11 protein-coding genes are annotated in these 14023 nt (G+C 47.2%); 6 read left to right on the top strand and 5 right to left on the bottom strand.

The features are described 5' to 3' along the window. Window positions 1-88: 88 nt before the first annotated feature. Window positions 89-1975, bottom strand: coding sequence for a M1 family metallopeptidase (locus tag ACMVP2_RS18570; protein WP_416864575.1), 1887 nt, complete (start codon window positions 1973-1975; stop codon window positions 89-91). Window positions 1976-2038: 63 nt separating this feature from the next. On the opposite strand from ACMVP2_RS18570, the gene ACMVP2_RS18565 reads away from it, so the two are divergent. Further along, complete coding sequence (locus ACMVP2_RS18565; RefSeq protein ID WP_339792032.1) at window positions 2039-2701, top strand: DNA alkylation repair protein; 663 nt, start codon at window positions 2039-2041, stop codon at window positions 2699-2701. A gap of 105 nt (window positions 2702-2806) precedes the next feature. Here ACMVP2_RS18565 and ACMVP2_RS18560 read toward each other — a convergent pair whose 3' ends face one another. From ACMVP2_RS18560 to alaS, 3 genes are read right to left on the bottom strand one after another with little or no spacing between them, the layout of a single operon-like run. Next, window positions 2807-3916, bottom strand: coding sequence for a peroxiredoxin family protein (locus ACMVP2_RS18560; protein WP_416864574.1), 1110 nt, complete (start codon window positions 3914-3916; stop codon window positions 2807-2809). A gap of 29 nt (window positions 3917-3945) precedes the next feature. After that, window positions 3946-5400 carry an Asp-tRNA(Asn)/Glu-tRNA(Gln) amidotransferase subunit GatB gene (gene gatB, locus ACMVP2_RS18555; RefSeq protein ID WP_416864573.1) on the bottom strand — a complete coding sequence of 485 codons (1455 nt, stop codon included), beginning with the start codon at window positions 5398-5400 and terminating at the stop codon, window positions 3946-3948. Between the two features lie 14 nt (window positions 5401-5414). Beyond that, window positions 5415-8057 (bottom strand): alanine--tRNA ligase, encoded by a 2643-nt coding sequence (gene alaS, locus ACMVP2_RS18550; protein ID WP_416864572.1) that lies wholly within the window; start codon window positions 8055-8057, stop codon window positions 5415-5417. A 233-nt stretch (window positions 8058-8290) separates the two neighbouring features. Here alaS and ACMVP2_RS18545 point away from each other — a divergent pair, with 233 nt between their 5' ends. From ACMVP2_RS18545 to ACMVP2_RS18525, 5 genes are all read left to right on the top strand, one after another. Beyond that, window positions 8291-9268: a peptidoglycan DD-metalloendopeptidase family protein gene (locus ACMVP2_RS18545; RefSeq protein ID WP_339792036.1), complete on the top strand. Its 978-nt coding sequence runs from the start codon at window positions 8291-8293 to the stop codon at window positions 9266-9268. Window positions 9269-9407: 139 nt separating this feature from the next. Continuing rightward, complete coding sequence (locus ACMVP2_RS18540; RefSeq protein ID WP_416864571.1) at window positions 9408-10604, top strand: CapA family protein; 1197 nt, start codon at window positions 9408-9410, stop codon at window positions 10602-10604. A gap of 1 nt (window position 10605) precedes the next feature. Then, the gene (locus ACMVP2_RS18535; protein WP_152000468.1) at window positions 10606-10953 is read left to right on the top strand and encodes a MerR family transcriptional regulator; all 348 of its coding nucleotides are present in this window, start codon (window positions 10606-10608) and stop codon (window positions 10951-10953) included. Then, entirely contained in the window at window positions 10950-12053 is a 1104-nt protein-coding gene (gene dprA, locus ACMVP2_RS18530; RefSeq protein ID WP_416864570.1) for a DNA-processing protein DprA, read from the top strand. Before ACMVP2_RS18535 ends, dprA begins: the two co-directional genes overlap by 4 nt. A 1-nt stretch (window position 12054) precedes the next feature. After that, window positions 12055-13122 (top strand): DnaJ domain-containing protein, encoded by a 1068-nt coding sequence (locus ACMVP2_RS18525; protein ID WP_416864569.1) that lies wholly within the window; start codon window positions 12055-12057, stop codon window positions 13120-13122. A gap of 2 nt (window positions 13123-13124) precedes the next feature. Here ACMVP2_RS18525 and ACMVP2_RS18520 read toward each other — a convergent pair whose 3' ends face one another. Then, the gene (locus ACMVP2_RS18520; protein WP_416864568.1) at window positions 13125-13976 is read right to left on the bottom strand and encodes a hydroxymethylglutaryl-CoA lyase; all 852 of its coding nucleotides are present in this window, start codon (window positions 13974-13976) and stop codon (window positions 13125-13127) included. Window positions 13977-14023: the final 47 nt, after the last annotated feature.

Raw genomic sequence — 14023 nt, 5'->3', positions numbered from 1 at the left:
GGTTGAGCCTGTCGAAACCCACATTTTTCTGCAAGCTCAATATGACAATTTCGTTCTGTAGGGGCCATTTGATTCAGCCTCCTCCGGCCTACTTATTCACCACCTCTCCCTCCGCTTCAACCGCCGACCGCCACGGGTAGCTCTGGTTGGTGCGGTCAGTGTCAGCCATGCGCTGCGTTGGGTCAATTTCCATGTACCTGATGTCCTTCGGCTTCTTTGGAATGCTAAACGTGTAGTACGGATGCGTCCAGGGCCAGTCGGTAAGGATGGTGCGTGGAATACTTGGATCATCATGCTCCTTCACTCCCCTCATTAAATCCAAAGGAATGTAAAACAACTCTTTGCTGCCATCAGCATATTCCAGGTACAGCTCTATCGGCATCGGCATTTTTTCAATCCGCTCCAGGGTAACATTTGTTTGCTCTCCCTGCTCCTCTACCGACTTAATGCCATAGTCAATCGTCTTAGTGGAATTCACAAAATACTCGTAGTACCAGTCGAGTTCGAGGCCTGAATTCTTTTCCTGAATCCTGATGTAATCGTTCATATTGGGGTGCTTCATCTTCCAGGTATCAAAATACCTCCGAAGTCCCCGCATAAACGTTTCGTGACCAATCACATAGCTCAACTGATGCTGCGAAACAGCTCCTTTGGAATAGGCAGCCGAGCCATAAGCTCTGTTGGTATTGTAATGATCGGAATGTGTCGACATGGGCTCCTCCAGGCCGCTTTGCGCCAAAGAGAAGTATGACCGATACGAGCCCTCCAGCGGGTTGATATAATTACCACCGCTCGGCCCATCGAAAAGGTAGTGCATGGTGATCTGCGTGGCATAGTCCGTAAAGCCTTCGTCCATCCATGGATACAGCGACTCGTTGGTGCCCAACACGCCCTGGTACCAGCTGTGAAGAGCTTCGTGCACGGTCACTCCCACCAGACTGCGAACAGACCGATGGCCGGTAATCAATGTCGACATGGGGTATTCCATGCCACCATCGCCCCCCTGCACTACAGCAAACTTGTCGTAGGGATACTTGCCAAAGTTCTTATTCAGAAAGTCGAATGCCTTTACTGCAATGCCTTGAAGCTCCTTCCAGTTTTCCACCAGCGTGTCACCCTGGTAGAAGAAGTGCAAGGCAGGCCCGCCAGGCACCTGTGCCACATCGTGCAGATAGTCAGGGTCGGCAGCCCACATAAAGTCATGCACGTTTTGCGCTTTGAACTGCCAGGTCAGCTTGCCACCTTTCGGTCTTTTAATAGTAGTACCGGGCTTTGCATAGCCTTTGCCAATTTGCTCAGGGTTTTGCAAATAGCCTGAGCCTCCGATCATATAAGCAGAGTCAATCGTGATGTTTACATTAAAATCGCCCCATGGAGCGTAAAACTCCCTGCCTACGTAAGGATCAGCATGCCAGCCCTCGTAGTCATATTCAGCCATTTTTGGGTACCATTGCGCCATAGAGTATTCAACCCCCTCCTTGTTGGCCCAGCCACTGCGGCGAATCTGCAAGGGTACCTGTGCCTCAAACTCCATATCAAAAGTCACTTTGCTTTTCGGGAGAATTGGCTTGGCCAGGTTCACCTCCAGCACAGTGCCTTCTACAGCATACGAAAGCACCTTGCCATCTTGCTTCAAGCCGTTGATCTTCTGATAGCCGATCTGGTCATCTTTCAAATGGTAAATTCTATCCATCACCCGCCTGTCCGGGTCAGCGATGGTTCTGGAGCGAACGTCCATCGAGCTTCCCGGCTGAAAAGCATTGAAATAAAGGTGATAAAACACTTTCGTGAGCGTGTCAGGAGAGTTGTTGTAATAAACGAGCTTTTGCTTACCCTTGAACTGGTGAGCAGATACATCCATGTCAATGTCCATGGTGTACTCTACACGCTGCTGCCACCTGTCGGGTTGAGCGAGCGCAGCCGTTGTCAAAAAGGTAAAAAGCAGTGCTAAATTTAAGTTTGTAGGTCGAGTCATTGGTTTGATAAAAGGTTATTTTGCCAAAGTAGTAAGTTTAGCCAGAAACAGTAACATCAATTTATGGAGACGGTAGAAAGTGTTATTAGTGGTTTAAAACTGCTGGCAGATGCGGGCCTAAAAAAAGGCGTAGAACGATTCGGCATCCCCTCAGAAAAAGCATTGGGTATCAAAACACCTGAGCTTCGCAAAATAGCCAAAAGCATCAAAAAGAACCACACCCTGGCGCTTCAGCTCTGGCAAATGGATATTCATGAAGCAAAAGTGCTGGCCAGCATGGTTGGCGACCCGAAACAAATGACTACGGAACAAATGGATGAATGGGTGGCAGACATGTATTCCTGGGATGTGTGCGACCAGTGCTGCGGTAACCTGTTTGTGTATACCCGCTTCTGGAAAAGCAAAGTAGCCGAATGGATCCCCTGCAAGCATGAGTTCACCCGAAGGGCGGGCATTGTGCTAATAGCCGAAGCCACCATGCACCAAAAGAATAACGTAACCGACGACGAGCTGCGTTCGATGCTCCAAAAGGCAGTTGAGGTAGCCAACGACCCCAGAAATTTCATAAAAAAAGCAATAAGCTGGGCAATGAGGCAGGTCGGGAAGAAAAGACCTCATCTAACTGTCGAGGTGATTGAACTGGCAAGGAAACTCCAGGCCACAGATGACAAGACCTGCAAGTGGATTGCCAGTGATGTGATTCGGGAGTTAGAAAAGAGGAGGTAGAACGGCAAATTTTTCGAATCAATTACCTCAATTTCGAAAACGCAGCCTCGTTTCGACCGTCATTAGTCGGATGCTGAATACCGAAACCCTGTTATCCCTACTCCCCTACCCAAAGATTTCCTCAAGTTTCCTTTCCAATGACTCTCCTCTAAGGTTTTTGGCGACGATTTTTCCATCAGGGCCAATCAGGTAGGTAGCCGGAATAGCATTGATTTGGTAGGTAGCAGCCGCTTCCGAATTAAAGTATTTCAAATCCGACACATGCTTCCAGGTAAGGCCATCGTCTTCAATTGCCTTCAGCCAGGCATCCTTTGTTCGATCAAGAGAAACACCCAATATTTCAAAACCCTTGTCCTTGTACCTGTTATAAGAAGCCACCACATTCGGGTTTTCCTGACGACAAGGCTTGCACCAGGCAGCCCAAAAGTCCACCAGCACGTATTTTCCTCTTAGCGATGACAAAGCAATTGATTCGCCATCTGGGTTTGGTAGATTAATTTCCGGAGCCATTGCCCCCACGGCCAACGCCCTCATATTGTCCACCCTGGTCACAAGCTCTTTGGTAAAGCGGGAATCGGGTAAATCACTTTGAAACCTTGTTGCCACGCTATCAAAAAAAGGAAACTGCGCCTCGGCGTCCATGTAATTCAGGGCAAATATGGCTGAAACCGAATTATCCATCGACCAGATCAACTCTTTCATCTTTTTGCTAAAAACAGCCTCTATGTCAATATATTGTTGCCGAATTTTATTTGCCCCCTCAATATCACCCGACATCATTGCCTGGCTGTAGTCATTGTTAATCATCTGCACATCGGACTGAAACTTGGCATTGAGCTTACCAGCGGCTTCGAAATATTCCGTGTCCTTTGAGCCAGTCACAGTGAACGGGGCCTGCGGCGAATAAGCCTCCGCCTCTATATAAACATCGCTTTTGTCCAACACCAATGGCACCACCTGTTTGCCGTAGAAGTTGATTCTTAAAAAAGAAGGTTCAGTGATTTGAACATAGGTTTCAAACGTACTATCGGCGGCCAATGTGAGCGTATCTATAGGGTCAATTCCCTCGAGACCCAGCATTTCCAGTTGAATGATGCCTGATTCTTGAGGGAATTTTACTTTTCCAGCAATTTTCAGCCCTTCCTGAGTTGTACCCTCAGAACACGAGGTAATAAATAAAACTCCTGTTAATGCTACTACAAGATACTTTATCATCTTTCTGTTTTTTTTCTCTAACAAGACTTCTAAGCCAATGATTCAACCAAAAGTTGGTTAGTTAGTTTCGGATCGGCCTTTCCATTGGTCTTTTTCATTACCTCGCCCATAAACATACCAAGCAGACCTTTCTTGCCGCTTTTGTACATGGCGACCTTATCTGCATTTTGAGCGAGCACTTCTTGTATCACAGGCATCAGCACATCGCTGTCCGACTCCTGCACCAGGTTCATGTCGTGCGCTATGTCGTGAGGTGCCTTCCCGGTCTTTATCACTTCCGGAAATATGTTTTGGCAGGCCACGGTGTAGCTCACTGTTCCTTTTTCCACCAGATTAACCAAGTCGGCCAGCATAGCGCCTGTGAGCGAAAGCTTTCGCAGGGAGGTGCCATTTTCCTTCAGGTAACTCTTAATCGGCCCCATGAGCCAGTTGCTTACCTGCTTATAGCAAGTGGTATGAGCAATGGCTTCCTCGAACAGGTGCGCAAAGTCCCTTTTTTCGGTGATCACCAGTGCGTCGTAGCTTGGCAGGCCATACTTTTGCGTGAAGTCGTCGTAGTACTGCCTCGGAAGCTTGGCCATCTTTTTACGGATGTCTTCCAGCATAATGTCATCCACAACAAAGGGCGCCAGGTCGGGCTCAGGGAAATACCTGTAGTCGTTCAGCTCCTCCTTCATCCGCATGCCGTAAGTCTGGTTCTTTTCGGGATCAAACAGCCTGGTCTCGGAAATGATGGCTTTGCCTTGAAGAGTGAGATTCGTTTGCCGTTCTATTTCTACCTCAATTGCCTTCTGCACGTACCTGATGCTGTTGAGGTTTTTCACTTCTACTTTGTTGCCCAGTGTGGTCACTCCTTTTTTACGAATCGACACGTTGGCATCGCAACGCAAAGAGCCTTCCTCCATATGACCGTCAGAAATGCCCAGAAAACGTACCATTTTTCTTATTTCAGTAAGAAAGGCACCGGCATCCTGCGATGAGGTAATCATGGGGTCAGTCACTATTTCTATCAAAGGCACGCCAGCCCGGTTGTAGTCCACTGCCGAAATATCCTTACCATCGACGTGCATCAATTTTCCTGCATCTTCCTCCATGTGAATCTTATGGAGCATGATCTTTTTCGGGGTGTTGGTATCGAAACCAATTTCGACGTAGCCTCCTTTGCAAATCGGTGTTTTGTCCTGCGTCACCTGATAGCCTTTTGGAAGGTCGGGGTAGAAGTAGTTCTTTCTGTCAAAGAAATTATAGCGGCCTATTTCGCTGTGACACGCCAGCCCCATTTCAATGGCGTACTCCAGTGCCTTTTTGTTCAACTTCGGCATGCTACCCGGATGCCCCAGGCTAATCACATGGATGTGCTGATTGGGTTCTGAACCAAACTTATTGGCATCCGGTGAAAACACCTTACTTTTAGTCTGCAGTTGCACATGCACTTCCAGTCCAATAACGGCCTCAAAGCTATTCTTGTCCTTCAAATCACTCATTAGATGCACTTCGGTTAAGCAAGAGAGCTCAAGTTAAGCGCTTTTGCCAGTAAATCATTTGCTTTTTCCACCACTTTGGGCAATCCGTTAATGTCTTTTCCTCCTGCAGTAGCGAAAAACGGTTGTCCGCCTCCACCACCTTGTATTTCTCTGGCCAGGTCACGCACGAGGAGCCCGGCATTCAATCCAAATTTTTCCACGAGCGAATCGTCGAACATCACAGCTACCTGAGGCTTGCCGTCAATATTCGCCGCCAGCACCATGGCCAGCGAGCTCAACTCATTTCTGAGCTCATAAGCCAATTTTTTCAAACTGTCGGCATCTGGCAATGCCACCTCTGCCACCAGCAGGCTGATGGCATCAATGGCCTTCACTTCTTTGAGCAAGTCCTGCTTCACCCCTTGCGATGCTTTCAGGCGATACCCCTCCAGCTCCTTTGTCAAAGTTTGCTTCTCTTCAAGCAGCTGTGCCACAGCCTTGGCCATGTCTTTCGGGTTCTTCAGCAATTCCTTCATCTCGTTCATCAGCATGTCCTGCTCAATGACCAGTGACTCTGCCTTATCGGCCGTTACTGCTTCAATGCGTCGCACACCAGCAGCCACACTGCTTTCGGAGACAATTTTGAGGAAACCGATTTGGCCAGTGGCACGCACATGGGTACCTCCGCACAACTCCACAGAATAATGAGGGTCAAAAGTAATGACACGCACAAACTCACCGTACTTTTCTCCAAACAGCGCCATAGCTCCTAACTGTTTGGCCTCGGCAATGGGCACATTGCGGCGCTCATTCAGTGCTATGTTTTCTCTTATTTTCTTATTGGTAATGGCCTCCACTTCTCTGATCTCTTCATCCGTCATTTTTGCAAAATGAGAGAAGTCGAACCGAAGCACATCGGGAGACACCAGTGAGCCTTTTTGCTGCACATGCGTGCCGAGCACCTGCCTGAGGGCTGCATGCAATAAGTGGGTAGCACTGTGGTTGTTCTCTGTCAGCTGCCTTTTATAAATGTCGACTTTTGCCTGCAAAGGCAAAGTCGGATCCTTGGGAAGCTCGGATACAAAGTGAATGATCAGGTCATTTTCTTTTTTTGTGTCCAGCACCTTTATTTTTTGATCGCCGGACATGAGCATGCCTTTGTCGCCCACCTGTCCGCCGCTTTCCGCATAAAACGGTGTGTTATCAAGCACAAGCTGAAACAGTTTGCTGCCTTTGTCTTCTATCTCCCGGTATTTTACTACCTGAGCAACCGCTTCCAGGTTGTCGTAACCAATAAAACCAAGTTCCTCTTCTTGCTTTACCTCCACCCAGTCGCCGGTCGATACTTTTGACGACTTCTTCGAACGGTCTTTCTGCTGCTGCATCTCCGTTTGGAAACCAGCTTCATCCACCGTCAGTCCATTTTCTCTGGCAATCAAAGCCGTTAAGTCAAGCGGAAATCCGTACGTGTCGTAAAGCTCGAAAGCAACAGCACCGCTAATTTCTTTTCCTTTCAGCGACTGCTTGATCACCTCGATCCGCTTAAGTCCTTTGTCCAGCGTGCGCAGGAAAGATGTTTCTTCCTCGAAAATTACTTTGGCAATAAAGTCCTTTTGACCCACCAGCTCCGGAAACACACCAGCAAACTGATCGGAAAGCACCGGCACCAAAGTATGGAGAAACGGCTCATTAAACTTCAGGAAGGTGTATCCGTAGCGCACGGCACGTCTCAAAATTCTCCTTATCACATAGCCAGCCTTCACATTGGACGGCAGCTGTCCGTCAGCAATAGCGAACGAAATAGCCCTGATGTGGTCGGAAATCACCCTCATCGCAATGTCCGTCTTTTCATCGTCGCCATATGCCACTCCTGCCTTTTCAGACAGCACAGCGATCATTGGCTGGAAGACGTCGGTATCGTAGTTCGACTTTTTACCCTGCAAAGCCATCACCAGTCTTTCGAAGCCCATGCCGGTGTCCACATGCTTAGCTGGCAGCGACTTGAGGCTTCCATCCGATACCCGATTGAACTGAATGAATACCAGGTTCCAAATCTCTACCACCTGAGGATGGCCCATGTTGACCATCTCTCTTCCTGGTACTTTTGCTATTTCAGCCTCGTCTCTTAAGTCGATATGTAATTCTGAACAAGGGCCGCAGGGACCAGTGTCACCCATTTCCCAGAAGTTGTCTTTCTTCGAGCCGTCGAGCACCCGGTCGGCAGGCAAATGAGCACTCCATAAGTCAAATGCCTCGTTGTCTTTCTCTAAGCTTTCCGATTCATCGCCCCCAAACACAGTGGCATACAGCCTGTCCTTTGGTAGCTTATACACTTCAGTAAGCAGCTCCCACGCCCAGTTGATGGCATCTTTTTTGAAATAGTCTCCAAAAGACCAGTTGCCCAACATCTCGAACATGGTGTGGTGGTAGGTATCCAACCCTACTTCCTCAAGGTCGTTGTGTTTACCTGACACCCGCAGGCACTTCTGTGTGTCAGCAATTCGCTTTACCTGCGCCTCTTTATTTCCAAGAAAGTAGTCTTTGAACTGGTTCATGCCCGCATTGGTAAACATCAATGTAGGGTCGTTTTGTACCACCATAGGGGCTGAAGGCACTATTTTATGGCCTTTGCTTTCAAAAAACTGAAGGAACTGCTGTCTTATCTCTACTGCTGTCATTTGAATTAAATGGTCTGATAAACTGTAGCATCTTAGAATTGTACAGCTTACTTATCAATAACTAAAGGGGTTTATGCTGCTCTCAAACTTGCCGGAGGTTGGGAAATATCCAGAATATGTTTAAAAATTCTTATATTGCGCCTGAATTATAACGCAATTCAAATTTTTTCGTAAAAGCGGTGAGATTCGCTTATATAGAAGCAAAGTTATAATAAAAGACTAACTGTCAACCTATGGCTAGGATAAAATATTACTACGACACCGAAACATGCAAATATGAGCGTGTCAAGGTCAGCTCCTGGGATATTTTCCTTAATCTTCTTGGCTTCCTTACTGTCGCCTTAATTTTAGCTATCGGCATTCTTTTGGGCTACAACACCTATTTTGACTCTCCTAAAGAGGCCCTCCTTAAGAAGGAAAATGAGGAATTGAACATGTACTATGAGCTTCTCAAGAAAGACATGAATGAGACTCAGGACATGCTTGCCTCCCTGCAAAACAGGGATGATCAGATTTACAGGGTTATTTTTGAAGCAGAGCCTATCCCATCGTCGATACGAGAAGCGGGAGTTGGTGGTGCTAACCGCTACAAAGAAATGATAGAGTCTGACCTTCAGCGTGAGGAACTGATTGTGGAGTCATTTAAAAAACTCGACAAGCTGAAGAAGCAGATGTATATTCAAACCAAGTCGTTTGACGAAATCATGAAACTGGCCAAGAACAAAGAAGAACTTTGGGCTGCCACACCTGCTATCCAACCGATATCTAACAAGGAGTTGAAGCGCCTGGCTTCGGGTTTTGGAATAAGAATTGACCCAATCCTGAAAACGTCTAAAATGCACGCTGGTGTTGACTTCTCTGCGGAAAGAGGCACACCTATTTATGCGACAGGAGATGGCGTCATAAAATCTGTAAGATATGACTTTGGCGGATACGGCAAGTATGTGGTTATAGACCATGGCTTTGGCTACGAAACCCTGTACGGTCACATGGACTTGCAAAACGTAAAAGTAGGCCAGAGGGTAAAAAGAGGTGAGACAATCGGCTTTGTTGGAAGCACCGGAAAGTCTACCGCTCCTCACGTGCATTATGAGGTGCACATTAATGGCAAAGCCACTGACCCTGTCCACTACTTCTTCCAGGGGGTTACACCTGAAGAGTATGAAGAAATTCTCAGACTTGCTTCTGTTGAAAACCAATCACTTGGATAAAAACAGTTGAATCTGAACATGAAGGCAGCTTTCCCGAAAGGCTGCCTTTTTTGTGTCTATAAATTGTGGATAAATTTCATGTAAATAGAAAAGCCACTTCCAGCCCGATATCCTATTTTTGTGACTCACCATCCAAACCATGTTCAAGCAATCAGGGTACGTAATACTATTGGCGTTAGCGGCATTTTCCTGCAAAACAAGCAGGCTGGCGTCAACGGTGGATAACACCCCTGCTCCAGTTGCGAAAGACACGGTTGTTGTGCCTGCACCGGCCCCGGTGTATGTAACCTCAAAGGGTGACACGCTTGAAAAAATTGGTGAGGAGATAGCCCTTGAAGTATTCGAAGTAGTGCCCGACACATTGACCGTTATTGGCGTGGGCGACATTATGCTGGGAACAGCATATCCCTCTGAAGAGTATCTGCCACCAGCAAATGGCAGCATGCTGTTGAGCGATGTAGCAGACATCCTCAAGGATGCAGATATTACTTTCGGCAACTACGAAGGAGTGCTTATTGACGAAGAAGGCACCCCTAAGGAATGTAACAATCCAAAGCTCTGCTATCTTTTCAAAACGCCGGAACACTATGCAGTTCATTTGCAAGAAGCTGGCTTCGATTTGATGAGCCTGGCCAATAATCACGCTGGTGATTTTGGCCCGGAAGGTCGCAAAAGCTCCATCGAAGTGCTTACGAAGTTGGGTATTGCCGTGGCAGGCACTCAATCAACGCCCTACACGATCTTCGAAGCTAAAAAAACCAAAATAGGCTTTGCAGCCTTCGCTCCCAACACAGGCACCATTAGCATTCACGACTACGCCCGGGCCAGGGAAATCATTCAACACCTTGACTCGACGTGCCAGATAGTGATTGTTTCCTTCCACGCAGGTGGTGAGGGACCAGAATTTCAGCACGTTACCCGAAAAAGAGAGTCATTTGTAGGGGAAGACAGGGGTAATGTGTATGAATTTGCCCGGTTGGTTATTGACGCCGGTGCCGACATCGTTTTTGGTCATGGCCCGCATGTAACCAGAGCTATTGACCTTTACGAAGGAAAATTTATTGCGTACAGCATGGGCAATTTTTGCACCTATCGCCGGTTTAACCTTAAGGGCCCCAATGGCATCGCCCCCATTGTAAAGCTATGGGTCAATGGAGAGGGTGATTTTCTACAGGGCCAGATATTCTCCACTCACCAGCTGGGCTCAGGAGGGCCGCTGGTCGACGAGAATGAGAAAGTGCTTCGTAAAATAAAAGAGCTAACCTTGCAGGACTTCCCTGATACAGCATTGGAAATTTTAGATGATGGTTTGATCACTTTTAAAATCAATAATTAACGTGCCATACAAAGAAAAAGAGATCGAGAAAAAATACTACACCATCGGCGAGGTAGCTGATATGATGGATGTAGCTACCTCCCTGATTCGGTTTTGGGAGACTGAATTCGACATCATCAAGCCTAAGAAAAACCGAAAGGGAAACAGGCAGTTTACCAAAGAAGACCTCGAAAATGTAAAACTTATTTACCACCTGGTAAAAGAAAAGGGCTATACCCTGCAGGGAGCACGGGATTTTTTGAAAACAAATGCAAAAAAAGCGAAGGATACACTGGAAATGATTGATGGATTGAAGAATGTCAGGTCTTTCCTCGTTAAATTAAGAGGCGAGTTAGAGCAGAAAGATTGACAGAAGAAAAGTTATATCAATTAGCCCTCCAATTGGTTCCGGGAGTTGGGCCCCGCATGGCACGCATGCTCATCAGTCATCTGGGATCAGCCTCTTCTATTTTTAAAACACCAAAAGGAAAACTAAAAAAGATCAACGGCATTGGAGAGAAAACAGCTGAAGCCCTGATCCAGGCTGACTTTTTAAAAGAAGCCGAGAAAGTACTGGAGAGCTGCGAAAAGCAAGATACCGAAGCCATATTTTTTACAGATGAGGCCTATCCTGAGCGGCTTAAACACATCTACGATGCTCCCCTGATAATTTTCAAAAAGGGAGCTGGAACACTGGACACAACAAAGGCGGTAGCTATTGTTGGCACCAGAAGTGCCACCGATTATGGCAGGGAGGTTACCCGTGAAATTATTCAATCACTTGTTCCCTACAGCCCACTTATCGTAAGTGGTCTGGCCTACGGCATCGATATAGAAGCTCACAGGGCAGCGCTTGACAACGGCCTCCCCACATTTGGCGTAATGGCCTCTGGCACTGATATTATATACCCGTCGGCGCACAAGCATACGGCAATCAAAATGTTGGAAGAAGGTGGGCTGGTTACAGAGTATGCACCCGGAACCAAACCTGAAGCGTCGTTCTTCCCGGCACGAAACAGGATCATTGCCGGCCTGGCCGAAGCGGTGATAGTGGTGGAAGCCGCCAGCCGTGGAGGTGCGCTTATCACCGCCGAAATTGCCAATTCCTATGACCGGGAGGTGCTCGCTATTCCCGGCAACCTTGGTAATAGTTTTTCAGAGGGCTGCAACAAGCTTATTGAACAACAGAAAGCCCATATCTATACATCGGCGGAAAGTCTTGCGTCTCTGCTCAATTGGGATCTTGCTTCGTCCACAAAAAAGAAGACGGCAACCAAGCCAGCAGCCCTGAGCGAAATGGCTTCCAAAATATGGGATTCGCTGGAGAAACAGCCCAATGGCATCCATTTGGACACTTTGAGCTGGAACACACAAATACCAATTCATCAACTAGCCTCCGAATTGCTAAATTTGGAGTTTGAGGGTTTTGTTAAGTCCCTCCCTGGAAAGCAGTTTAAACTTATCAGGTAAAATGGCAGACCATTATCAGGTATTAGGTGTTCAGTACGGTGCCACGCAAGCGCAAATAAAGGCTGCCTACCGGAAATTGGCACTCAAATACCACCCTGACAGAAACCCTGGGGATTCAGATGCTGAGGAGAGATTCAAGCGGGTGCTGGAGGCTTACCAGGTACTTTCCAGCGCTGGTACTACGTTTACATACGAGCAATTCAGCCAACCGAAACCACCACCCTCACCCTCATCCAGTTCCCCAAGAGACCGTGACCCCTATTTTAAAAGGAACAAAGCACGGGCACGGAAGCCGCCGGAGCCAGTGGTCTTCTCCCGGCGCACAAAAATCAAGGCTAGCATATTCATGGTACTATTGATTGGGGTGGCGATCTGCATTCCGCTTTCCATGCAGGTGTATGCGTCCATCTATTATTATAACGAAGCAAAAGAGCTTTACGCAGAGAAGAAGTGGTTTCCGGCATTAAAACAACTTGACTATGCTTACAGAAGTGTTGGCGTACGGAACCTGGAAACCGCCAGGATGGCGACCATTCTGTCATCGGAAAAATTGAGGTTCTTTAATGGTGCTTTATCTCATATCAGCAAGGGCCTAAGCTATTCCGAAACTGCAGCGGACAGTGCTTTCTTTTATCTGAAAAAAGGCATTGCCCTTAAAAATTCATCGAAGTTTGATGAAGCCGATAGCGCTTTTTACAGCGCCTTGATGAAACAACCAAATTGGGACAGCGCCTACTACTACCTGGGTGAAGTCAGCACATTTGGCAAGCAAGACTATGAAAGCGGTGTCAGGCACTTCTCCCATGCTCTTGAAATCAACCCCGACTATTCCGACTGCTTTATGGGCCGGGGCTATTGTCACTATCAGCTCAAAAACTTCGATATTGCTGTTCTTGACTTCAATTCATTTCTCAAATATTCGAGCAAAGACAGAGGCACCGGCTTCTACCTCAGGGGAATGGCCTTGCTTGAAACTGAGTACCCTGAGCTTGCCTGCAGGGACTTTTTGGAGGCCGAAAAGCTTGGATCAAAGGGCGGGAAGGATGCCTGGTTAAAAAACTGCCAGTAAAACTATTGGTTGGCAAAAACCACCGAAGCCAATTTTAAGCATTTCAAAAACTGATCATCCTTTAACCCTGTTTGAATAGAGCGGTCACTACAAAAGGCAGTAATTTGCTCCGTAGCCATATTCCCCACCAGATCGTTGTCTGCCATGGGGCAACCGCCATAACCATTGATAGCTCCATCCATTCGTCTGCACCCGGCCTGATACACAGCTTCTATTTTCTCCCACGCCGATTCCTTTGTTGAATGCAAATGAGCACCAAACTCGATATGAGGAAACGTTGGGATGACCTCCCGGAACAAAGCTTTGATATTAACCGGTGACGAAACACCGATTGTATCGGACAGCGAAATAATTTCAATGCCCATTGCATCCAGTTTGTTAACAAAATCGGTCACAAGACTGGGTTCATACGGATCGCCATAGGGATTGCCAAACCCCATGGAAAGGTATACCACCAACACCTTATCGTGCTTGGAACATAGGTTTTGAATCTCCTGAACTGTACCTAATGCCTCCGAAATAGACTTGTTCGTGTTTTTTTGCTGGAAGGTCTCTGAGAGTGAAAGTGGAAACCCCAGATAGGCGATTTCCGGATGCTGGCAGGCCTCTTCAGCGCCTCTGAGGTTGGCAATAATAGCCAATAACTTAGTCTGGGAATCGGAAAGATCAAGCTGTGAAAGCACTTCCGCCGTGTCCCTCATTTGCGGGATAGCTTTGGGAGAAACAAAACTCCCAAAGTCTATCGTATCAAAGCCTACCTTAAGCAGTTGATTGATGTAATCAACTTTACTTTGCGTGGGAATAAAGCTTTCCCAGCCTTGCATAGCATCCCGGGGGCATTCAATAATCTTCATGGTTTGTTCGCTATTTCCTCTGTTTACTCGCAGAAAGGGCTCTTCAG

Source organism: Imperialibacter sp. (genome assembly GCF_048007035.1).
In the GTDB taxonomy this organism is placed as follows: Bacteria; Bacteroidota; Bacteroidia; order Cytophagales; family Cyclobacteriaceae; genus Imperialibacter.
This window is presented reverse-complemented; position numbering and strand designations above follow the sequence as displayed.